The organism is Bernardetia sp. MNP-M8 (assembly GCF_037126285.1).
In the GTDB taxonomy this organism is placed as follows: Bacteria; Bacteroidota; Bacteroidia; order Cytophagales; family Bernardetiaceae; genus Bernardetia.
Map to the genome: position 1 here is coordinate 3,024,357 of NZ_CP147012.1, position 25,714 is coordinate 3,050,070.

General features: G+C 32.1%; 11 protein-coding genes. 4 read left to right on the plus strand and 7 right to left on the minus strand.

The features are described from left to right. Positions 1-57 precede the first annotated feature (57 nt). Positions 58-744 (plus strand): tRNA (guanosine(37)-N1)-methyltransferase TrmD, encoded by a 687-nt coding sequence (gene trmD / locus V9L04_RS12405; protein ID WP_338794199.1) that lies wholly within the window; start codon positions 58-60, stop codon positions 742-744. A gap of 59 nt (positions 745-803) precedes the next feature. After that, positions 804-1,763 (plus strand): hypothetical protein, encoded by a 960-nt coding sequence (locus V9L04_RS12410; protein ID WP_338790131.1) that lies wholly within the window; start codon positions 804-806, stop codon positions 1,761-1,763. A 101-nt stretch (positions 1,764-1,864) separates the two neighbouring features. On the opposite strand, the gene V9L04_RS12415 is transcribed toward V9L04_RS12410, so the two are convergent. Further along, positions 1,865-2,908 (minus strand): IS630 family transposase, encoded by a 1,044-nt coding sequence (locus tag V9L04_RS12415; protein WP_338790132.1) that lies wholly within the window; start codon positions 2,906-2,908, stop codon positions 1,865-1,867. Positions 2,909-3,155: 247 nt separating this feature from the next. Between V9L04_RS12415 and V9L04_RS12420 the strand changes: the two genes are divergently transcribed. Together V9L04_RS12420 and V9L04_RS12425 are read left to right on the plus strand one after the other, a co-directional pair. Then, the gene (locus tag V9L04_RS12420; protein WP_338790133.1) at positions 3,156-3,608 is read left to right on the plus strand and encodes a hypothetical protein; all 453 of its coding nucleotides are present in this window, start codon (positions 3,156-3,158) and stop codon (positions 3,606-3,608) included. Positions 3,609-3,819: 211 nt separating this feature from the next. Continuing rightward, positions 3,820-6,327, plus strand: a complete 2,508-nt coding sequence (locus V9L04_RS12425; protein ID WP_338790134.1) for a M28 family peptidase — start codon at positions 3,820-3,822, stop codon at positions 6,325-6,327. Between the two features lie 653 nt (positions 6,328-6,980). Here V9L04_RS12425 and V9L04_RS12430 read toward each other — a convergent pair. From V9L04_RS12430 to V9L04_RS12455, 6 genes are all read right to left on the minus strand, one after another. Continuing rightward, on the minus strand, positions 6,981-7,742 hold the full coding sequence (locus V9L04_RS12430; RefSeq protein ID WP_338790135.1) for a hypothetical protein: 762 nt from the start codon (positions 7,740-7,742) through the stop codon (positions 6,981-6,983). A 334-nt stretch (positions 7,743-8,076) separates the two neighbouring features. Further along, entirely contained in the window at positions 8,077-8,655 is a 579-nt protein-coding gene (locus V9L04_RS12435; protein ID WP_338790136.1) for a transposase, read from the minus strand. 188 nt (positions 8,656-8,843) lie between these two features. Then, entirely contained in the window at positions 8,844-16,388 is a 7,545-nt protein-coding gene (locus tag V9L04_RS12440; protein ID WP_338790137.1) for a lamin tail domain-containing protein, read from the minus strand. 184 nt (positions 16,389-16,572) lie between these two features. Beyond that, positions 16,573-18,120, minus strand: a complete 1,548-nt coding sequence (locus V9L04_RS12445) for a hypothetical protein (RefSeq protein WP_338790138.1) — start codon at positions 18,118-18,120, stop codon at positions 16,573-16,575. Positions 18,121-18,269: 149 nt separating this feature from the next. Further along, the gene (locus V9L04_RS12450; RefSeq protein WP_338790139.1) at positions 18,270-24,497 is read right to left on the minus strand and encodes a BspA family leucine-rich repeat surface protein; all 6,228 of its coding nucleotides are present in this window, start codon (positions 24,495-24,497) and stop codon (positions 18,270-18,272) included. Between the two features lie 376 nt (positions 24,498-24,873). Continuing rightward, complete coding sequence (locus V9L04_RS12455) at positions 24,874-25,608, minus strand: YebC/PmpR family DNA-binding transcriptional regulator (protein WP_338790140.1); 735 nt, start codon at positions 25,606-25,608, stop codon at positions 24,874-24,876. Positions 25,609-25,714: the final 106 nt, after the last annotated feature.

Consider the following 25,714-nt stretch of genomic DNA (forward strand, 5'->3'; position numbering starts at 1 on the left):
AACTCATTCACCAAAATACTAAGACTTTTAAAAAAATAGGATTTAGATATGAAAATTATGCGTATAGATATTATTAGTTGCCTTCCTCAACTCATCGAAAGTTTTATTGGTCATTCTATTTTACAAAGAGCGCAAGAACGCAATATTGTAACTCTAAACCTTCACGACCTCAAAAAATATAGCCAAGACAAACACGGACGAATTGATGATTATGCCTTTGGAGGTGGCGCAGGAATGGTTATGACTCCAGAACCGTTAGCTGCCTGTATTGAAGAATTATTGAGCAATAGAAAATATGATGAGATAATTTATATGACCCCTGACGGAATTACATTTAATCAGACGATGGCAAACTCATATTCTTTAAAAGAAAACATAATGATAATCTGTGGACATTATAAAGGCATTGATGAAAGAATACGCCAAAAATATGTCACTAAAGAAATTTCTGTAGGTGATTTTGTGGTTTCTGGTGGAGAAATTCCTGCTGCTTTGGTAGCTGATGCTATTATTCGATTAGTTCCTCGTGTGATGAATGATGAAACTTCTGCCTTAACAGATTCTTTTCAAGATGATTTATTAGCTCCTCCTGTTTATACTCGTCCTGCCAATTGGGAAGGAATGGAAGTTCCTGAAGTGTTGCTCTCTGGACACGCTGCCAAAATTGAAGATTGGAGATTGCAACAAGCTATGGAAAGAACAAAAAAACGTCGTCCTGACTTGTGGAAAAAATATAGTGAATAATACTATTTTGTGATTGCTTCGTTTTTAATTAAATTGGGTATATAACAAATACGATTTTAATGAAAAAGCTATTCCATCCTCTTATTCCTTTATTTATCTTGTTTCTTTTGGCAGGAAAATACAGCTATGATACTTTCTTTTCTGAAAAGTATGATGAAAAAACACTTGACCTTTTAGCTGCAACAGCAGGAGGAGGCGAAAATGTTTCTAGTGGTTATTTATATTTAGAGGATAAAATTAAAGGGAGTATCAAAAATCAAATTGCAGAACAGGGAAATCCTAAAAAGCTATTAACTATTTTTCCAAAATTAGATAGTTTGGAAGCAATCTATAAAAAATACGAGCAGCAGTTTGATTCAAATAAAGACCTAAAAGCCCTTCAAATTGAACGAAATAAAAACCTTACAGATGATAAGTTTAATAAATTTTCTAATCAGAATTACTCTATTCAGAATCTCAATTTACAAAGTCTTTTTAGGGATTATTTGAAGGAAATAAAACAGTTTGATAGCTTCCTCTTTGATAAATACAAAGACTATGTTTTTGAAGAAAATCAAACGGATAAAGAACTACAAAACAAATATTTGAAAGGAAGAAGAATAGAAATTTTGATTCATTTGGCTCGTTTTAAAGCTGAATTAGCACAAATTTATGTACAAGCAGCTGATACGTTAATAGAAGAATATGTTTATTTTGCAGAGGCTGATAAATATGAAAACGCTATATTTCGTCCTGTCATAGAAAAAGTATTATATCCAAGTTGTAAAGATTGTTATTATGTTTTTCAACAAGAAGTTACACCTTTCACTACTTATAGAGATACAATAGAGTTAAGAAAGCAAATTGAAACAAACATAAATTATTATTTTGACGAAAAAGGATTTTTAGTAATTAATGAAAAGGATTTTGACATTAAAAACTTAAAACTAAAGTGGAAGCCTTTTAAGGGAGAGAAATCTGGACATAAATCAAAACCATTTATGCAATACAGAGAGGAGGGATTACGCTATGAAAAATAAAACATTTTTTTATTTTATATCTGCTTTGTTATGGATTGGGGTAGCATTTTTATCATTATTTATTTATCAAAACTCAGAAAAAGAGTTAGCAGAAGTTATACTCAATAGAAATTGGTTTTCGAAAATTGGACGTGAAAATTAGGTGCTAAAAGTGTTTCTAGCTCATCTTTATAATCAACGATATATTCAAAAAATGCAAGGACGTTAGTCCTAAATTTTTCAAATGTATTGTAGTATTCATAATCAATTATTTTCTTTCTCATCAACTTCCAAAGTCTTTCAATTAAGTTTAAATTAGGCGAGTAGGCAGGCAAGTAAATGAGTTCTATTTTAGAGCCATATACCCAGTCTTGCACCAAATAAGATTTGAAATAGGAGGCTTGGTCTAAGACCATATACACCTTGCTTTTATCTAAATAGGCTGCTTCTACTTTATCTAAAAATTCTCTTACACTCTCTGAATCAACTGTTTCTGATTCACTAATGAGTATATCGCTTGGATTTTGAATGTTTACTGTACCTGTCAAATTTATGCGCTTTCTACCACTACTACTTTTAATTTCTCTTTCCTCTCCTGTTGGAATCCAAGCATAATTACTTCGGGTATTCCATTGAGGATGAACAGCATCTGCGTAGAGTAGAACAGCATTTTCTGAATCTAAACGCTCTATCAAAGCCTCTATATCTTCTATAAAGTGAGTTTGAAGTTCTTTATCAGCTTTAGCAGGAACTGTTTTTGTCTTTTTATAAGAAAAACCTAGACGTTTCATCAAACTAGGAAGACTTTTAGTAGCGTAATCAATACCTAAATTTTCTTTTATCCAATAAGCAATAGACTGGCAGTTTTTATGCAAGTGAGAACGAAGTTCTTTATCTAAATCTGCCAAATCAAAACTATCCAACTTACCCCAAAAACCTAAATAATTAGAAGAAATAAAACTAGAAAGACCACAGGAATTATAACTTTTTACATAATTATAAACACTACTTAAATCAACACCTAAAAGCTCTGACAACTCCTTTGCTGACTTACCTTGGTCAAGACCTAAAAGAACAGTACAACGAATATAGTCCTTCTTTCCTGAAGAACTTTTACGATAATCTTTTAAAATATCTCGTTCAGAAATACTAAGTTGAAAATTCATAAGCTAAAAATAATCAAAATTTAGATATTTTTGAAATCTAATTACGGATGAGTATATACATTCGTCTCAAAAAATAGATAAATTGAATCAAGATTTTTATGATTTATCTAATAAATGGTGAGAACGAACAGAGTTAGCAGATTTACTTTCTTTAGATGAAAGAGATTTAGAGCTACTAGCTTACGTAGAAAGTTTACAGAAAGATTTAGATAAATTTAATAATTCTGAAAATCTAAAATTTTTAGATATGAGTAAATCTTTTACAAAAGTAGATTCTATTTTTGAAAAAATGCATCCTCTTCGAAATACAAAATTAGTTGCGAATAAAGAGTTATATGTTAAGTCAGAACTAAGTAGAAAATTATATAATAAAATTTTTCTTCAGACTTTTAGAAATGGAATACAAAGAGAAGCGTATAAGTTTGGGACACAATGTGGTAGTTATCCTAAAACAGAATTAAAAATAGTTGAAGTAAATAAAATAGGAATATTTATAAACGATTTTGATAGGCATACATTTGGATACTTTTCTTTTCCTAAAAGCGCAAAAAATGGTTTTATCGATAAAAATAAAAATTTTGAGTTTAAAATGATTGTTAAAACCTTAGGCAGAAACCCAAAAGTGATAACCAAAAAATATAGAACATTACCAAAAGAAGGACAAGAATTAAAGCCTTTTGATTACGAAGAAATAGAATAAAAAACGATACAACAAAGAATAATTTTTAATTCGTACAAAAAATGAATACATTTAGTGTATTAAAGTTATTTCAACTATCTTTTTTACCTAAGATAATAATTTTATCACAGCAAATAGTTTTAAATTGTAAGTTGCTAGTATTTAGTGAATTACATTCGTAATTAACTGCGTTGTCTTTCAGTTCGTAATTTCTAATTCGTAATTATCCTCTATGAAATCGGTTTCTACCTTCATTACTTTTTGTGTTCTTACTGCCGTTCTTATTATTTCGGCTGTTCAAATCATTCCTGTTGCACCACAAAATACAGATGTAAATTTTTCGGCTGATAGAGCTTTTACGTATGTACAAAGGATAGCCAAAACACCTCATCCAACAGGTTCGGCAGCCCATGATAGTGTTCGCAATTACATTGTTTCTCAGGCTAGAGCAATGGGTTATCAGACTGAGGTACAATCGACTAGTTTTATTAATGATGGAAAAACACCTCAAATAGCTTTTTTAGAGAATATTTTAGTGCGAGTAAAAGGCAAAAATTCTATTGACCAAATAGAAAATACTGTTTTATCAGATTCTATATTGTTAGATTCCACTACAGCAGATTCTACAATTAATTTGGTAGATGTAGCAACACCAAAAAATACGATTTTGATAGCTTGTCATTATGATTCACGTAGCAATGCAGCAGGAGCAGCAGATGATGGAGCAGCCGTAGGAGCAATTTTGGAAATAATGGATATGCTCAAAACACAAGTAACTAACCAACCTTTCGAAAATGATATAATTTTTCTCTTTTCTGATGGCGAAGAAATAGACCTTCTAGGAGCGCAGGCATTTATGGAGCAACACCCTTGGGCAAAAGAAATTGGAGTCGCTTTTAATTTTGAAGCACGAGGAGCAGGAGGAATGTCAATTCTTTTTGAAACATCTGACAAAAATCAAAATCTTCTTCATCATACACAAACAGCTTTCAAAAAAGCTAAAAAAACAGGAAAACTAAGAGCCTTCGGAACTTCCTTTGCAAATATTGTTTATCAAAATATGCCCAACGGAACAGATGCAAGTGTTTTTGGAGAAAATGATATTCCCTTCCTAAACTTTGCCTTTATAGGAACACATACACATTATCACACTCCATTAGACCGACCTGAAAACTTAGATAAACGCTCATTACAACAACATGGCGATTATATGCTTTCACTTATTCGTTATTTTGGTGACTTAGAAAACCTCAAAACTCAAATTACGTCTGATGAAAATGTTACGTTTTTAGGAATTCCATTTGGTAATATTTTAGTTATGGATATTAACCAAGAATACTTAGAATGGACAATTTATGGAATGATTATCTTTTTTGTTCTGCTATTTCTTTCTGGGTTGCGTTATTGGTCTTGGAAATTGGTTGCAGGTAGCTTGTTTGGTTATTTAATTATCGTTTTAGCTATTGGAGGACTTGCGACACTTCTTTGGAAAGGAATTTTGATGACACATTCTGCTTACACTTGGATGCCTTATGGCACTACTTATTTTGCTTTTTGGTATCAAATTGCTTTTGCTCTTATCTTTGTAGGTGTTTCTTTACTTGCTTACTCAATATTTTTTAGAAGCAAAAAACCTGCATCTGTTCTTTTGGGTGTTCTTCCTTTTTGGATTGGATTGAGTGCCCTGACTGTTTTTGGTCAAGATTGGATAGGAATGGATTTGCGCCCTGCTGCTTATCTTTTTGTTCTTCCTACTTTATCTATGCTTGTCGCTTGGTTTTATTTACTGTTGCGTAATAATGCTAAGTATCTTAATCCATTTGATACAATTCTTTTGTTACTTCTTTCTATCCCTACAATTTATATATTCTATCCTGTTTTGGCTATCGTTCCAGAAGCCCTAGAAGCTGTAAATGTGGGAGGTTTTGTTTTATATGGTTTCGCCCTAATGGCTTTAATTATTGCTCTTTTAGGAGGACTTTTAGTTCCTGTAATGCAACTTCTGACTCAAAGTTGGCGTTGGTCGCTTTCTTTATTTTGTATGATGGTGGGAATAGGAATTTTATTTTGGGGAGCTTTAGAAGCTAATTTCACACAAGAAAAACCAAAACCGAATAGTATTTTTTATCTCTACAATCTAGATGAAAATAAACAAACTTGGATTTCTTATGATGAAGAAAGTGATGAATTTACAAAGCAATTTTTTAGTGATTCGGCTGCTTTTGATTCTATTCCAAAAGGTCTTTTTCCAAAAAGAACAAAAAATCTAAGTGGAAACTGGAATTTTCTACAAGAAAGCAAAATTATAGAATTAGATTCTTCATTTAATTTTGAAGCTCCTTTACTTTCTTTAGTTTCTGATTCAATGATAAATGACACTACTTATCGTTATCAATTTTCTATAAAATCTGCTCGTAGTGGAGAATGGATTCAAATCCATAGTTCTGTCTTAGAAGCAATTTGGAGTGATACAACTAGAATTCCTTTGATTGGGATTGATAAGTATTATAGAAATGTAAGCATTTGGGCATTACCTGATTCGGGTGCAGTTATAGATATAGAAACGTCAAAGCCTAATCCAGAAATTTGGATAAGTGAGTTAAAATACGGTATATATGAAGTAAATAAACTTATAAAAACACCAAGAAAGGAATATAAAAATATGATGGCAGCTCCCTATCCATATAGTGAAAGTGTTATCATTCAGAAAAAATATAACTTCTTAAAGGAAGATAATTAAGGATACTGTTTCTAAAGTCTGTAATTTTTTAAAAGTGCTTTTAATTTTCATCACTTTTGAAAATACTTGTTCCATCAACTCCTCTGTTATAGATGTGATATACCTTTCTTTTAACATAGTTGAATTTTTATTTGCAAAAAAACTGTATTAGTGATTTTTGGTAATCTAAATCATCGTAACGTTATTTAGGAGAAATATAACTGAATCTAAAAATAAAAATGTTATTTTGAAATTGATACATCAAATCTAATAAGTATGCAGAAAAATTTAGAAAATAGAGTTTTAGAACAATGAAATTAGTAGTTTGGGCTGGAATATCTTGCGCTTTACAACCTACCAAATAGAATCCGAATTGGAACAATCCATTTTGCTTTTAAAAGATACTATCAATCGCTCTGGAGGAATTATACATTCTACTAATTCTAAAAAATCTATCTTTTTTCCTAAAAATAATGGTGGGCTTTTTGGGTAGGAGAAGTAATGTTTATTAAACTCTGACAATAGTTGCTCGTATTTCCATATCGTGTGTATTTCTAACTATTGACAGCCTTTTGAAAGGACTGTCAAAGTTAAATAAAAAAACTTTGTCAGTAGTTTTTTGGTAATCCGAAACAACTCTGACAATAGTTTGGGTTAAAAACGCCAGAATGAATCTATTTTTCTTTGTTTTTATCAAATTCTTCTCCTTTACGTTTTATATAAGCACTTTTATTAGACTCATTCCAGTATTTATCATAAATATCTTTACTTAGAAAAGCTGTTACTAAAAGAGCTACTATAAAAGTTACTACACTTCCAAGCCAAGTTTCGAAAAATGGAGGAGGTTTTATATCATCTACTTTTATTGATTTGAAAACCTCCTTCAAAATGTCATAATTGTTATAAGAAATGAAGAATAAAAAAACAAACAACAAAGCAACAACTCTTCCCCACGCTATAAGTCGCCACCAAAAAACTTTTTTGAAAATATAAAAATCTCTATTTTTTGTCTTTAAAGTAAGTGCTTTATCTTTTTCTTCAATAGTTGTTTTAGCTTCTTCTAATTCAAGATTCAATCCTGTAAGGTTTTTTTCTAAAGTCTTTTTTTCTGCTAAAACAGTATTTATGATGTTTGTTTTCTTTGTGAGTTCTATTTGTAAATTGTCGTATTTTTGCTTGTATGAATCCTCAGTTTCATTAGCTTTGGTTTGAGCAATTTGACTATACTCTTTTATTTGTTTTGTAAAAGAATTAAGATAATTTTTAGCAGCATTTTTCAACTCTGCAACAGCTTTACTATCCATATCATCATAATATCTCACTTGAGTTAGAAATAAACGATATTGGCTACTATCATCTCCAAAAATTGAACTTATGCTACTTTCTGCGTGAGCTTTCCACACCTTAAAATCAATATCAAATTTATGGAGTTCCATAAACCTTTCTTGTATTAGATTTAATGCTTGCCTTTGATCTATTAAAATTTTCATAAAGTAATGTGAATAAGTTATTTTTTTGACCTTTAATTTTTTAAAACCTCGCCCCAACAACAACCTTCAATTTAAAATACTGCACATCGCCATTGAGATTGTATTTTTCTAAAAGCAAATGTATGTCAGACTTCCCAGTCTGACGAATAGGAGTTATTCAATTCAACAGACTAGGAAGTCTGTTATACAATTTTGCACAGACTAAAAAATATTTGATATAGAACAAAATTACATAAAATCATTATATTCTTCTTTGATATAACTCCATTTCCAGTCTTTTCTATCTTCTATCAACCCTGCTATTATCTAAGATATAATCTACTATTCTACCCCATGATTTTGGATGTCTAACCCAATGGTCATAACTTTCTGCCAACCACAAAGTACCTTTAAGTTTTAGTTTATAATTAATTTCACTAGAACTAAAACTTTTTATAGAGTGCATTACTTTTGATAAGGTAATAGGTTTGCCTAGTTTGTCTTTTTCGAAAACTCTTAACATCACATGTACATGATTTGACATAATGCAATAGCTAATCAATTCTAATCTAGTACCATCAAAATAATGCAATGACTCTTTTACAATTTGTGCTATTGCAGGTTTTTTCAAATGCTGTTCTCCATATCCTTTATTCAAACACTTATCAAACCTTGCAAATTGCTTTTTGTGTAAGTCATTAAGCATAGAAGAAGTAAAATTTGGTTCTTTTTTTAATTTTTCTACTTCCATTACAAAATCTTCTGCCATTTTTTCTAATACAGTTTGTGGTATTGCATCAGCCAAACAGTAAGTAACAAAAAAAATTGATCCTAGTGGTGTCCAATGAGGTAAATTACGTTTATAAAATTCTTTTATCATAAGTTTATTTTTTTACACAGGCTAGGAAGCCTGGGATACATTGTATGTCAGACTTCCTAGTCTGACGAATAGGAGCTTTTTTAATACAACAGACTGGGAAGTCTGTTATACAATTTAGTATGTCGGACTTCCCAGTCTGACGTATAGAAATTTTGTTAATTCAACAGGCTAGGAAGCCTGTTATACATTTAAAACCTAGTCCCAACCACCACTCTCAATTTCAAATACTGCACATCACCATTGAGATTATATTTTTCTACTAACAAAATATAATGTCCTATTCTCACTTTTCTACCATCATCGGCTGTTCCGTCCCAACGAATAAAAGTGTTTTGTAAAGCTACCGATTGATTTTGAACCAAATCACGTACTTTTCTACCTTGCACATCATAAATTTTGATAGTAATAAGGTCGCCTATTTCGGCACAATCTATAAAAATCTGCGTAAAATCTTCAAAACCATCATTGTCAGGAGAAAAAACTTGTGGCTCTGCTCTCAAACAATCCTCAGAACTTGGCGTAGAATTTCCTTTGCTTTGTGAGTTTTGATAAGCAGGAGTTCCGAAACCTACACTTTGAGCAGCCGAATGCCAATTATTTCTGTCTTGTGTCGGCGAATTTGCATCTATGCGTTCTAAAGAAACACCTTCATCATCTTTCAGAAGACCTAAATGAAAATCTTCATCGTAAGCAAAACGGTCTAGCTCGGTATCTTGATTATCAAACAAAATTACTGTTCCTTCTGTATCTGAATAAGTTGGTAATTTTGCTTCAAAAAATCCTTCTTCGTTTCCATTTGGATATTGATTCAAAAGCTGTTCGTTTGAAGTAGAAATAGCAATGTATTCGAAGGGTTTCAAAATCAAAACTTCTTCCGAAATGGTTTCTTGCGTTCGGATTGTTCCGTCGGTATTTAGATTGGCTAAACTGAAATTTTGAAGATTAATATACTTATCCGAATTATTGAAAAGTTCGACAAAATCCGTTCCGTCAGTAGGAGGATTAAACAAAATTTCATTCAAAATAATATCTCCAATTTCGGCAGCTTCTGGCAAAATAACTTGTGTCGTGGTATTTTGAGCAATTAAATTTCCTGCACAATCTGTAATCGCTTCTACTTCTAAGGTATAAACCGTTTTGAGTTGCAACGGACTTGAAAGCATCAAAGTCAAGATTTTACGAGTTGCATCTAGGGTTTTATTTGTAATCGTAATGTTACTATTTTGAATCAAAATTCTTGACTGAACGGCTTGTAAACTATCCAGTTTTTCATCAAAAACAATGCGTACCGTTGTTTCATTTACAGCTTCTGCTCTCACTATTTTTGGTGCAACATTATCGCCACTTGTTCCATTTACAGAATTTACTTGCGCTGGCGTTCCTCCCAAATTAGAAATCGAAGAAGTCCAATTTTCTCGCTCTTGGCAAAAACTAGACATATCAATCATTTCTAAAGAATAACCTCCGTCTTTTTTGTCGTTGTCGGAATGCCATGCATCATCATACGTTATTTCAAAAAGTAGTTTTCCTTCATTATTTCTCAAAATCAAAGGCTCGCCACCATTATCAAGCGTTCTAAAACTAGACATTCCGATAGTCTTTCCAAACCTTGAAAAAGCTGTTACCGAACTTGTTGGACACAAAATAATACGTTCATTAGGCAAAAGTTGAAAAATAGGAAGTGCAGAAGTTCCTGTCGCATCTGTCAGTGTAACTCCATTTATACTCAAAATTTGGTCTGTATTATTGGTCAGTTCTAAAAACTCACTTTCCGGAAGCCCAACAACTGGCGCAGGGTCAGCCATAATTTCAGTAATTAAAAGTTCTCCAAATTTTGGATTTGTTCCCTGTCCGAAAGGCAAACGCAGATTTGAAATCGTATTATTCGAACAATCTTTAATTCCATTTACCAAAATTTCATACAAAGTAGCTGTTTGAATGGCATTTTGTAGGTTGATTTGAATGGATTTTGAAGTAATAAATTCTATACTTTCAATTATAATAGAAGGCGAAATAACATAATTTGAAGCCGTAACAGCTGAAAGAGAATCTACTTTTTCATCAAAAATCAAAACTAAAGTCTGATTATTTACCACTTGTAAATTCGTAACCTGTGGACTTTGCGTATCAGGATTTACTCCAAAAACAGAATTTTGTGCGCTTGGCGTTCCTCCTCGTGGGTCGTTTGAAGAAGTCCAATTGTTTTGCTCTGCACACGGATTATTTGTATCAATCATTTCTAAAGAATATCCTCCGTTTTTCTTTTCTGTGTTTTGATGCCAGTTACTTTCATAATTTATTTCAAAAACAAGCTGTCCGTTTGTGTTTTTCAAGATTAATGGCTCGCCTTCATTTCCCAAACTTGGAAAAGAAGTTACTCCCAAAACATTAACATTCGCATTTTGAAATTCTTGTGCTGCCGTTGTACTCGTCAAAGTCAAATATTCGTTGGGTTGCAAAATTTTTGAAGGCAAAGAAATTGTATTTGTCGCATCTGTCAAAGTTAGTTTTGATACATCTAATCGCTTATCCGAATTATTAAAAATCTCAATGTATTCACGATTTGGCAAACCAATAACTGGGTCTGGGTCAGACATTATTTCGGTTATCAAAACTTCAAATTTTAGTGGCATTGCACCAATTCCTAATTCAAAAGTTTGAGTTTCTGAAAGCATATTTCCTGCACAATCTTCTACATTACTTATCGTCAGAATTACAATTTGATTGGGTTGTAAAATAGGAGCAAACTCAATTTCTACTTGTTGATTGGTTTGCCAAATTATGTTTTCAATACTTGCATTTTGTAGCGTATAATTTGAAAGATTCACGATAGAACTACTATCCATTTTTTCAGAATAAATAACTGAAATTCTATTATTTCCAACTAAAGAAACAGTCGTAATTGTAGGTTTTTCATTATCTGGATTTGGTGCAGCTACTGAATTTTCTTGACTTGGCGTTCCTCCTCTTGCGTCATCGCTACCTTTCCAATTTTGAGATTCTCCACACAAATTATCTATATCAATCATTTCAAGCGAATAACCTCCATTTGATTTATTCGAATCTCTGTACCAAGAAGTTGAATAATTTACTTCGTGTAAAAGCTGTCCATTTGTGTTTCGAAGTTGTAAAAGTTCGCCTCCATTATTCAAGCTAACCATCGAAGGAACACCCAAAACATTTATATTTCTAACTAAAAAAGAATCTACTTTTGAAGTTGTTGTAAGAGTAAGATAGGTTTGTGGACTAATAGCCACTTGTGGCAAAATTATGTTACTTGTCGCATCAAAAAGACGAACCGTTCCTAAGTTTAAAAGGTCATTTGTTTTATTATAAATTTCTAAATATTCAGTTTTTGGTAATCCTACTGTTGGGTCTTCATCTGCCATAATTTCGGTAATTAAAAGTTCGCCATAAATAGGCATTCTTCCAATTCCGATTGTTTTTGTAGTTGGTAAAATTACGTTTCCTGCACAATCTTTTACATTTTGAACAGTCAAAGTATAGCTGTTGGCAGGATTTAAAATAGTTGAAGTAATTATTTTTATCTCGTTATTTGTAGGTTGAGAAATCGTAGCAATTCCAATTCCTGTAATAGAATAATTTGCAGCATTTACGGCAGAAAGTGAATCTAATTTTTCAGAAAAAGTAAGTAAAAGCTCTGTCGAAGTTGCCGTATTTGCAATTACTCTAACCGTTAATAAAACAGGTTTTTCAGTATCAGGATTTGATGCAAAAACAGAATTTTGAGTGGCTGGCGTTCCTCCTCGTGGGTCATTGGAAGCTATCCAATTCGAAATTTCTCCACAAGAATTAGTTGGGTCAATCATTTCTAAAGAATATCCACCGTTTGCTTTTGCAGCATCTCCATACCAAGAAGTTTTGAAATCTACACTATGAATTTCTCTATTTGCAGAATCTCTCAAAACTAATTTTTCGCCTGTGTTATTCAGAGATGGAAAACTCGTTGTACCCAATACATTCTGAACACCACCCGAAACACTAGCTAAACTATCTACTTTTGAAGTCGAAGTCAAGACTAAATATTTATTTGGCGCAAGAAGATAAGAAGGTAAATTAATTGTAGCTGTTGCATCAGAAAGTTTTACAGTTCCTAAATTTAAAGGCGAATTTGTCGTATTAAAAATCTCTATGTATTCTGCTTTTGGTAAACCTACTTGTGGGTCTTCGTCAGCCATAATTTCAGTAATTAAAAGCTCAAAACGATTTGGCATTCTTCCTTGTCCAAAAGTAATTTGGTTATCAATTCTATTTCCTGCACAATCTTCTAAATTCTGAACTGTCAAAGTATAAATTGCTGTTGATTGTATGGCAGTAGAAAAATACAAAACTACTCTTTGAGTATTTTTATAAACAATTCTTGAAATAGAAAGTCCGTTATCAACCGAATAAAAAGTTGTGTTTACTAAGTCTAAACTATCCAACGATTCAGAAAAATTAACTTCCAAACTATCAGTTGTTCCACTTCTTCTTAAAAAAATACTTGTAATACTTGGGGAAATGGTATCGTTTACTGTTCCAAAAACAGAATTTTGAGCTGCTGGGCTTCCTCCTCGTGGGTCATTTGAAGCCTTCCAATTTGCAGGACTTTCACAGTCTGAATTTATATCAATTCTTTCTAATGTATAACCTCCGTCGTCTTTTTGTGCATCTTGATACCACGCAGACGAATAGGTGATTTTTGTAATTTCTACGTTATTTGCACCTACCAAACGCAGCGTTTCGCCTGTATTGGAAAGCGAAGGAAAAGACGTAACAGCAAGCGTATTTCCAAACTGTGAAAGACTATTAAAAGCTGAATTTCCACACAAAATCAAATATTGACCTGCTGGCAAATCATAACTTCCCAAGGTAGCAAAAGAAGAAAAACCTGTTCCATCATATAATTTTGTTCCTTGTAATTGTTGTGTTGTATTGGAAGCATTATAAATTTCAATAAACTCGTATGCAGGAAGTCCAACTTGTGGGTCTTCATCAATCATTAATTCTGTAATTACTAATGAATTTGGAGTTGGAGGAGTTGGTAAAGCAAAACTAACGGTTTGAGAAACAAGTGTATTTCCGAGCAAATCTTGGACAGAGTTTACAGTCAAAGAATAGGTTGTAGAAGGCTGAAAATCAGAATTAAATTCTAACTCAACTTTTGTAGGAGAAGTTAGGTTTGCATCAATCGGCTGTCCAAAACTTGTCAGGTTATAATGATTTAAGGCTTCGGCTGTTTGTTCTTCAATCGATTCTGAAAAAGTTAATTCAATTTCATTACTACTCAAAACTGTAACAGTCAAAACACTTGGTGGTTGTGTATCTCTACGGAAAATATGATCAGAAACTGGCGCAATTTCTTCGTTTTGAAGATTGAAAAAACCTGCTGTAAGCGTATAATCGGTATTTGGAACAAAAACAGAGCTAAAAGTAAGGCGTACTTTTCTAGGTTCTCCACTAATAATCTGTGCTGATGAAGGATCAAATATGGAATTATCAACGCCATATTTTCCAACATTTTGTGCATCGGCTATAGTAGGAGGATAATCAAAATCAACCTCCAAAACTGTCGGTGAAACAACCAAAACATTTGTAATTCTAGGGCGATAAACGAATGTTCTTGAACTTGAAATAATAGCATTAGAACTCGCATCCTGCACGTTCTGAACTGTTAGGGTATAATTTTCTGATATAGTAAAGTTATTTGGAAAAGTTAAAATGATAATATTGGGAGAAAGAGGAGCAAGTACTATCGGATTACCAATACCATTATTTACGTTATAATTTGCTGTATTTTGAGATGTCGAAGTCTCTATATTTTCTGAGAAAGTGACTTGAATCTGCGTTCTTGAAAGAACATCTATTTTAGAAATACTTGGAGGAAGTGTATTAAAAACAAAGGTTTGAAGAGCCGACGGATTGCCTTGTAAATCATCTACATTTTGAACAGATAAAGTAAGATTTGCAAAATCATTTAAAGAACTTCCAAAAGTAAGACGTACTCGCTTTGTATCAAAAGACAATAAAACGGCACTTGTAGGATTTCCAATTCCATTATCAAGAGAATAATTTGCTGTATTTTGGCTTGATGAACTCTCTACTATTTCTGAAAAAGTAAGTTCAATTTGATTGTTAGGTAAAAGAACAGCAGAAACAACTGAAGGAGAAAGAGGGTCATACGAAAAATCTCTTGTCCTTGTTGTCATTGCATTGTTTTGCAAATCTTTTACGTTTCTGATTCGTAATTGATAGATTTGTTGAGGCGTAAAAGCAGAAGAAAAATTGAGTAAAACTGTACTTGAAGTTTCCAAAACAGAAGAAGTAGGATTTCCAGTAGCTCCTAAAACTTCATAATTTCCTAAAATTTGTGCAGAAATTGGGTCTATATCTTCGTCAAAAATTACTCTAATTTGATTTGCAGAAATAGCTTGTACACAACCCAAAAAACATACATCTGGACGATTTGTGTCATACGTAAAAGTTAGATTTTGAGGCGTTGGCATTGTATTTCCTGCTGGGTCTGCAATATTTGAAATTTGAAGAATAAGAAGATTATTATCATCAAATTCACTAGAAAATGTCAAATAAACACGCTTAAAATCACTATTGTCCCGAACGGCAGATAATACGGTATTTCCTACAAGAATATAATTTGCATTATTTTGTGCTGTAGCTATGGTTACTTCTTCTGTAAAATCTAATTGTAAAGTTGTCGGACTCAAAACTGTAAGAGTTTGCCCAAGTGGTGCAGCATTATCAGCAAAGGTAAAAGGCGTAGAAGAAGGCAAAATTATATTTCCAAAACGGTCTTCTATTGTCTGAACATTTAATGAATAAGAAGTTCCCACTATGAAGTTGTTGGCAAAGGTAAGTCTAAAATTTTGTGCTTGATTGGGTTCGGCAGTGATTGACGTAGGATTTCCAAAACCTGCAACTGTAAAATCTGTATTTTGAAGAGAAGATAAATTTAATGCTTCATCAAAAGTAACTCGTAATTGATTTGGCGCAGCACCAAAAACACCTGTTATCGTTGGAGGTGTATTATCAATGTAGGGCGCAATAGTTACATTATCAAAAATGAAATTATTACTTCTTGAATTGGCAGAGTAATTATACAAAATGCCAAAATGATTGGCTGCAAAAGTAGCTGTTTCGGTTGCTTCTCCTTGCAAAATATTGTTTGCATAAACGAGCCAAGAGCCACCTGAACCCGAATCAGCAATATAAACAACACGAATATTTACACTAACAGGACTAGAAATAGGTGTAACTGTTCCGTTTGAAAGAGGTAAAATGCTTTCTGTTGTACCAACGTGTTTTTGTAGAGTTACTTGGTCAGCAATTTCTATGAAATAACCATTTAGAGAATTGGAGAGATTATTTTGGTCAGAAAAAAGATAGATTTTGGCTTTATTTGTGGTATTTGGTGGATTTGGACTTGAAAAAGTGAGTTGTACTTCAAAATTCCATTCGTAATTTGTAGTTGCTAAATCTAATGTAATTGGAGTGGATAAATAGGCGAAACGAGTTCCACTTCCTCCACTTGGAATATCTGTTTGAAGGCGATTACTTCCATTTACTACAAAACCAGTTGTTGCATTGACAGAGTTTGCACCTGTCCAAGTAGGATTTGCTGTAAAGTTTCCATCTGAAAAATCATCAGTCAGTTGAGAAAAGGCAGGAATTAAAAAAGCAAAATAGATAAAAAGGGAAAGTAGAAATGATTTCATTTTCTTATATAGTTTTAGGAGAGATTTAGCAATTTTTTAGTTTTCCCTAAATTACAAGATTTTTTTGAAAGTGTGTTTCTTTGAAATTAAATTGTTTGAAGGAGAAGGGTTTGGGGATAAAAAAACTCTATTTCTTTCAAGTACGAAATAGAGTTTTAAAAAATAGTCAATGAAAAATCGAAAACTAATCTAATTTAATACGAAAAAGGCAAGTGTCTTTTTTCCAAGCTTTTTTGAATATAGAAATAACTTGTGTTTTATTGGCATCTGTCATAAATGGATATACAACAAAATCTTTAAGTGCTTTCTTATCTTCTAATATTTCTTCGCTTTTGAATTTTCCGTTTTCATCAACTATGGTTTGAATAATAATATTGTTTTTGCTGTTCGTATAGTATTGTGCATTTTCTTTCTCTAAATATTTTTTATCTGCATTATAGATAAGGTTTAATTCATTTCCCTTCATAAAAGCTAAAACAGATAAATCTAAAAAATATACATTACCTCTCTGATTTTTTGGAATATGTACAGACCATTTAAAACTACCTTCTTTTGTAATATGAGTAGCGACAATATCTTTGAAGTCGTAATAAGTATTTGAATTGGTCTTTCCATCGGCTGTAGTAGTGGTTTTAGTTACAGTATACTGATTCTCACCAACTACAACAATAGAGCCGTCTTTACTAATAAGTAGCTGAGCGACTTCAAAAAGACTGTTGTCTTTTCCAGTTCCTTTTTTACCTACTGTACCTGCTTTACTAACCTTATCTAAACTAGCAATAACTTCTTTTGAAAAATTTGATTGTATATTTTTGATAAGTCCTTTTTTTTCCTTTCCTATTTCTTTATAGAAAATACCTACTGTTTTCTTTACTTTTTTATATTTCTTTAAATAATACCCTATACAAGCTACATTACCCTCTGATTTGAGAGTTAGCTTCGAACTTCCTACATACGCTCCACTTATAGAAATAGGATATTTTTCTTGCTCATTTCCTTTATTTCTAAATATGAATAACTTAGAAGAATAATCTTGCTCTGTTCCAAAAGGAAGATAATCTGTAAGTTGTGGTTTTGTATATATTTTTGTCAAAAAATAGAAATCTCCATTATTGTCTAGTTTAGTATCATGTACAGCTAAAAGGTTTGCTCTATGAGGTACTATCACTTTTTTCTCCCAGCTTTTCTTCATTCCCTTTTCAAAAACTCTCAGTACAAACTCTTGATTATTTTTTCTTTCTCCTTCATTCACTGAGATAATAGCTACTTTAGTTTTGTTTGGAGAAATGGCAAGTTTATAGCTCATGTCTGTTCGTAAATCCCCTTCAGCTATTTCTTTTTCTGAAATTATTTGCTCTTCTTCAAATTCTAGACTTTCTTGGTTCAATTTGAAGGTACTTAATCCTTTTTGTGGATAACCTAAAATGTAAATTTCTTCTTTAAAAGTAAAAACGCTTATCATGCGAAAAGGAGTTCCTTGACTTTCCATTTTTACTTCATTTTCTTTAATTAAATTTAATTCTCTATCAAATTTTTTGATATATATTTTTTTTGATAGAAAAACATATGCTCTTCCGACCATAAATAGTTCTCCATTTTGCCCTTCTAAAAGCTGATTTTCACTCAATAAAACTTTTTCCGAATCAAATACTTTTCCTATTTCTATATCTTGAGCAAAAAGAGATACAGAAGAAATTAAGAAGACAAATAGTACAAAAATTACATTTTTCATTTTAAGTTTTTTATTTGAATAAATAATAATACAGAACAAAGATAAACATTCTTTTTTTTTAATATTTTGATTGATGTCAAAAAAACCTACCAAAAATATTTTTTTTGATAGGGTTTTTTTAAAAATTCGACATTTAGTTGAGTTGGAAATTACTCAATAATAATCTGCTTCGAATAAACTTTATCATTTTGGTTGAAATTAATCAAATACATTCCTTTCGATTGATTTTTTACGTCAATTACAAATTCTTGATTTCCTTTTTCAAAAGTTTGTGTATGTATTTTTCTGCCAATTCCATCAAAAATAGTTACTTCTGTATTTTCTGATAAAGCAGTTTCAAACTGAACTTTGAATATTCCATTACTAGGATTTGGATAGATTTTAAAAGTACCTACTTTTAGGTCTTGTTCTCCTGTAATGATTTTGGGAGAAAAGTAAGCTACTCTTGTTTGGAAAATACATCCGTTTTGATTGGTTACTTTTGCAGAATAATACCCTTTCTCTGTTGGTGTAATTTCTATGTTATTGCCTAATTGAGGGTTTAATTCTCCTTCAAAATACCATTCTACATTTGTAATTTGACTTTGAGAGTTTGCTGTTTCTACAAAAATAGATTCTCTGTTTTGATTTTTTCTTAGATAGACAACAAAATCGGCAAAATGACTGATTTGAATGGAATTAGAAACCGAATTGCAAGAACCATTTTGAATAGAAATTGCTCGTACTTGATATTCTCCTTTTTGATTTGTAGTGATAGAAGAAGCATTTTGATATAAGTTTCTGCCATTTCTAAACCATTGATAAGTAATTCCATTTTCTATATTTTCAACAGAAATTGTAGTTTCATTATTTTTACAAATACTGTCTTTTGTAACTGCTAGAATTGGAATTTGTGGTTTTTCTGTAATGATTACTTCAATTGAAGTGCTATCTATACAAGTTGCTGTACTAACAATAAGTAAATAGATTCCTTCTTCTGAAATCTCTAAATTAGGATTGTTTCCTACAACTGAATTATTAAATTTCCATTGATAAGTAGCATTTAACATATCATTTTGAGAAGTTTGGATAGCATTTAGAATTCCATTAGCACAAAAAATAGTTGTTTGATTTTGCTCAATTTGTGCTTTAGGACTTTGATTCAAAAGAACTTTTATTTCTTCCGACATATAGCTACAATTCCCTTTTGTGGTGCGTAATTGATAATTTCCTGAAAAAGAAGCTATTAATTCTCTTCCTGTATTTACTCGCACTCCATTTCTAAACCATGTGTAAGAATCAGCATTTTCCACTAATTTAGCTTCTAAAAGCAGAGAGTTAGTACAACTACTTTGAGTATTCTCTCCCAAGATAACAGACTCAAAAGGAGTTTGTATCTCTACATTTACAGGAAGTCTTTCACTTTCTTTTCTACTATTTCCTACAACAGAAACATAAAAAATAGTATCTTGATTTGTAAAAGGTAACTCAAAATTATCATCAAAGCTTTCTAAAAGCAAAGTGCCATTTGTTAGTTGATTATAAACTCTATAAATACTTCCTGTGGCTGTTAGTTTTATATTGGGTTTACCACCATTTCCACAAACAGAACCAAGAGAAACTAAGATAGGTTGCTCTGGTAATGTCCATTCATTATCAGCAGAAGGTAAAGAATTTATAGAATTAATTACTGCCATGAGTTTGTATTGATAGAATGTATCTGGCGTTAGATTTTCATCAAAATAGGTATCGGTAGTTGATGAAATTTGTTCTACAAAACGTTCATTTCTATATAACAAATAAGAAGTAGCTTGTGTATTAAGAGTCCAATCCAAATTTATTTGTGTGCTAGAAACGGCAACAGCATTTAATTTTAGATTTGCTTCTATTGGTGCTGGAGGTGGTGGTGGAGTTACATTTATTTTTGTTGCTTGAACGGCAAAGTCATAAACAGACTCATCACAATCAGTATTATTTATAGTAATAATTGCAGAAGACAGTCCCAAATTAGCAGCAGAAAAAGTAACATCAAATGTAGAAGTAGAACCTGCTAAAACCGTAGTAGGAATTGTAGATACTACAAAATCTGTATTATTACTGGTAATAGAAGTAATAGTTATATTTTCTGTCCCTGTGTTTTCTAGTGTATAAGTGATTGTCCTAGAAGTACCAACATTGCCAAAATCTGTATTGTCAGTTGTTGATGTTGTAGTCGTTCCGTCTGCAATAGAAATTCCATTTCCTACAAGATTGATTTCTTTTGCATCTGAAATAGTTACAGTTTGATTTGCTGTTACTGTATTTCCATTTCCGTCATCTGCTGTCCAAATTACGGTTGTCGTTCCGATAGGAAAAACAGAAGGAGCATCATTTGTAAATGTAGGTGTTGTACAATTATCTGTTCCTGTTGGAGTACCTAAAGTTACGTTTGAAGCTGTACAAATTCCTAAATCTGTATTTGCTGTAACATTTGATGGTGCTGTAATAGTTGGAAGTTGTGTATCTGTGATAATTACATTTTGATTTGCTGTACTTATATTTCCATTTCCATCATCAAAAGTCCAAGTTACAACTGTTGTTCCTTGTGTTGTGATTGGGAATGTTTGCGCTGTTGTTCCTGTAATTGTTCCTGCACAGTTATCTGTTGTAGTTGGAACAGTAATAGAAGTAACTTCACATTGTGCAGTAATATCTGATAAAGTTGGAGTAATTGGGTCTTGTGTATCGGCTGTTCCTATTGCTTGTATTGCAAAGGTATAAGGATTTTCATCAGTATCACTATTTGTAATTTCGATGTTTGCTGTGCGAGTTCCTGTTACAGAATTAAATGTAATTGTAAAAGTTTGACTATTATTTGCTGCAATATCAAAAGGAAAAGAAGGCAATCCACTTAAAGCAAAATCAGAAGCATTTGTTCCAGTAATAATTAAGTTGCTAACTGTTAAAGGAGCAGTTCCTGTATTTTGGATAGTAAATGTTTTGACTATTGTATTTGAATTACAAGCTAGAATATTTCCAAAATCTGTATTGTCATTGATATTTGGTGTAATATCATTATTTGCAATATCAATTCCGTTTCCTTGTAGATTTATTTCTGATAAATTTATGGCTTTTTCATACGCTCCCATATCTACAGTAGTACCTTGAATACGAGCATTTCCAGCCAAATCTATAGTAACACCAGTAGAGTTTATAGCTGCATTACTTCCCATATCAAGAGCAGGAGAACCATCTTGAAGACGCAAATCTCCAGTAGTTGTATTTACAAATAGTGGGTTTTGGTTTATATTTCCTATACCTGTGTAAGTATTATTTTCTATAATGCTGTATGTTACTGCTAATGTAGCTGTTCCTCCTCCTCCAATTTTCATAGCTGTATTATTCCAAAAAATACAGTTACTAAAATTAATAGGTATATTGCTTGAACTCCATCGATCAATTTCTATAGCAGCTTCTGTTGCTCCTGTAAAAGTACAGTTAATAAATTTAATATCTTGATTTGCATCTACACCATCATATGCTATGTGTACATCGTTTTTATCAAAAATAGTATTTATTATTTGAGCAAACGTATTTCCTTCTGTTGCAGCAAAGAAAATTGCTCCTTTACGGTATTCCCCATGATTTTGAGAGAATGAACAGTTTGTTAGATTTACACCACTAGTACCATCAGAATATCCATCATTATATATTGCACTTCCAGAATGTGATGCGTAATTTTGAGAGAATGAACAGTTTGTTAGAGTTGGGATACTGACACTACCAATAAATGACCCATTATTATGCATTGCTCCTCCAACAGAAGACTTATTTTGAAAGAAAAAGCAGTTGGTTAGATGTGGACTACTAACACCTTGATATCCATGGTTATACATTGCTCCTCCTACTGCTATACTATTATTTTGAGAAAAAATAATATTCTTTAATGTTGGGTTAGAGCTATTTCCTAAACCACTTCCATCATTGTACCAGCCTGTACCACTTATCCCATTCCCACCTTTAACAGTAAATCCATCTACTTTTGTGGCAGAAGAAACATTTTTTGTATAAACTATGTGGTAAGCATTATCTGTATAGTTTTCATATACCAAATTAGGAAAAGTACCTGTAACAGCATCATTTCTACTTAAATCTCCACTCAAAATAGTAGTATTGGTAATGAAGTTACGAGCATCTAAAACAGTTTGTGTAATTTCTATTTCATTACCTGCAAAACCTCCATAGACTTCTACTCCATCTGGAATTTGAAAGGTAACTTTATGAATATCTGCCCCAGCGACCATGTTAACATCAACCTGCCTAGTAGGGTTATAAATACCTTTTGCGACATAGATTTTATCTCCAAAATTAGCTATTGATAATGCTTTTTCTAGGGTAGCAAACGCATCGGTAAAACTCGTTCCTCCATTTGTATCATCTCCTCCTGTAGTTTTTACAAAAAAATCATTTGGTACACTAGTAGGACTTGTTCCTTTAATAGCAAAGTTATAAGTACCTTCATCAGAATCAGTATTATTAACAGTAATAGTTGCAGTTTTTGTTCCTGAACCAGTAGGGGTAAAAATAATATCAAAATTAGCTGTATTTCCTGCTACAATGGTAAGAGGAAAAGTAAGAGGATTTAGTACAAATTCACTAGCATTTGCACCACTTATAACAATAGAAGAAATGGTTAAGTCTCCTGTTCCTGTATTCTGAATGGTATAAGTAATAAGTCTAGAAGTAGCTACATTTCCAAAATCTGTATTGTCATTGATATTTGGTGTAATATCATTACTTGCAATATCAATTCCGTTTCCTTGTAGATTTATTTCTGGCGTAGGACACATAAGGACATCTCCTGTAATAGTCCAGTTATTTGGTGCAGAAGTAAGTGTATTTCTTGCTGCTTGTCCTGCACAATAGGTAAGTCCTGCTGCTCCTAAGTTTATGTTTGGTTTTACATTTTGAGCTGCCCATCCTATAAGTGTTGCATCGTAATTGGCTGTGTTTAGACCTGAATTATCTAGCATATTGCTCATATTTGTAACATTACTAATATTCCAGTTTCCAAGATTTTGATTGAAATTAGTTGCGTCAGAAAACATATAATTCATATCTGTTACTGCATCCGTATTCCAGTTTCCAATATCTTGGTTGAAATTAGTAGCTAGAGCAAACATTATACTCATACCTGTAACATTCTGTGTATTCCAGTTTCCAATATCTTGGTTGAAATTAGTGGCTAGAGCAAACATTTCAATCATATCAATAACGTTCTGTGTGTTCCAGTTTCCAATATCTTGATTGAAAGAAGTAGCACGAACAAACATAGAACTCATATCGGTAACATTCTGCGTATTCCAGTTACCAATATCTTGATTGAAAGAAGTAGCAACAGAAAACATAGAACTCATATTTGTAACATTCTGTGTATTCCAGTTACCAATATCTTGATTGAAAGAAGTAGCACGATTAAACATTATACTCATATCTGTAACATTCTCTGTATTCCAGTTCCCAATATCTTGGTTAAAAGAAGTAGCCAGACTAAACATTTCAGTCATATTTGTAACATTCTGCGTATTCCAGTTTCCAATATCTTGGTTGAAAGAAGTAGCAAAAGAAAACATAAAACTCATATCAGTAACATTCTCTGTATTCCAGTTCCCAATAGGTTGATTGAAATTATCTGTATTATAAAACATAGAACTCATATCAATAACATTCTCTGTATTCCAGTTGCCAATGGGTTGATTGAAGGATATTGCATAAGAAAATAACCCACTCATATCAGTAACATTCTGCGTATTCCAGTTTCCAATATCTCCATTAAAACTACTACAACCAGCAAACATAGCACTCATATCAGTAACATTCTGTGTATTCCAGTTTCTAATATCTCCATTAAAACTACTACAACCAGCAAACATAGCATTCATATCTGTCACTCTACTTAAATCAGGTATGTCAGTAGCGTTGTGAGTAAGATTTCTACAACGCAAAAAAGAACTTTCCATGGAAGCCCAAATAATATCTCCCCATTCTTCAATAGTTTTTAGCTTGAAAGTCTCACTGCCATCGTTCATATAAATACGAGGAAAATCTCCACTAATAGCTATCTCATACGTGCTATTATTTTCTAATCCTGTAATGGTATAATTTCCTGTTCTCCCTGTTGCAGAGCCTTCATTTACTCCTGTATTGGTTAGATTTGTCCAAGTAATATCATAATTATATCCTGTTCCAGTTGTAGGAATTGTAATTGTTCCATCATCAGTTACCCAAGTGGTACGGAATGCTTGGCTATATGCTGAGTTTGTAGCAAAGCCAACAAAGAATAAAGTAAGAAAAAGTAGAGAAGTAAAAACTAGGGCTGCTTTTTTCTTACCCAAAAATGAGAGCAGTAAATTATTCATGAATATAGATGAGAATGGTGAGAGAAAATAAATATCTTCTGTAAATAATAATTTTGATAAGAGTGTAAAAACAAACTTTTATGAATGAACAAATATAAGATTATACTTTTTGCTAAACAAAATATTTATATTTATTCGCTTAAATAGTACGTCTTTAAATAAAGAGATTCGTTATTAAATTTTGATGTAAAAATGCTTTTTTGAGCTTTTATAGCCTTTTTTTGACAAGAGAGGATAAATTATATTACATCAATACAGAATAATAAAAAAAAGTTATATTGTAGTCTATAAAAAAAACCTCTCTAAAATATACTATTTTTAGAGAGGTTTAAATTTTTATTCTTTATTTTATACGAATAAAATTCTTGTTCTTACTTTATTCCAAATTATGATATACTTCTTGAACATCATCTTCCTCTTCTAATCTGTCTATAAGTTTCATTACTTCTTCTTCTTGCTCATCATTAAGTTTTTGAGTTGTTTTTGGAATACGCTGGATATTTGATTTTTTTGGTTCAATGCCTTTTTCATCTAAGAATTTTTGCATCTGTCCAAAGTCTTCAAATTTGGTATGAATAACAATAATTTCTTGTTCTACGCCTTCTTCTACTTCGATAGTTTCTGTTGAGATGTCTTCTGCACCTGCATCAATGAAGTCAAGTTCTAGCTCATCCATATCTACTTTGTCGGCTTCAATTTCGAAAACTCCAGTTCTATCGAACATAAATTCTAATGAGCCTGTTTTTCCTAAAGCTCCTCCACAACGATTGAAGTGCATTCTTACCATAGCAACTGTTCTGTTTGAGTTGTTGGTAGCACATTCTACCACTACAGGAATTCCGTGCATAGCATAACCTTCATATACAATTTCTTCAAAATCGCCATCTTCTTTTGAGGAAGCTCTTTTAATAGCAGCTTCTACTCTATCTTTTGGCATATTGAAGCCTTTTGCATTTTGCATTGCCGTTCTTAGGCGTGGATTTGTGTCTGGGTCTGCTCCTCCCTCTTTTACTGCAATGGCAATTTCTCTTCCTACTTTTGTAAAGTTACGAGCCATTGCGCCCCAACGTGCAAATTTGGCTTTTTTGCGATATTCAAATGCTCTTCCCATTTCTCTATTTTTTTATAAAAGTGTGTTCTAACTGATTAATCAAAATTATTTACAAAATTAAAAAAAATAGTTGAAGGCTGCTTATTTCTTAGAAATCTTTGTCGTA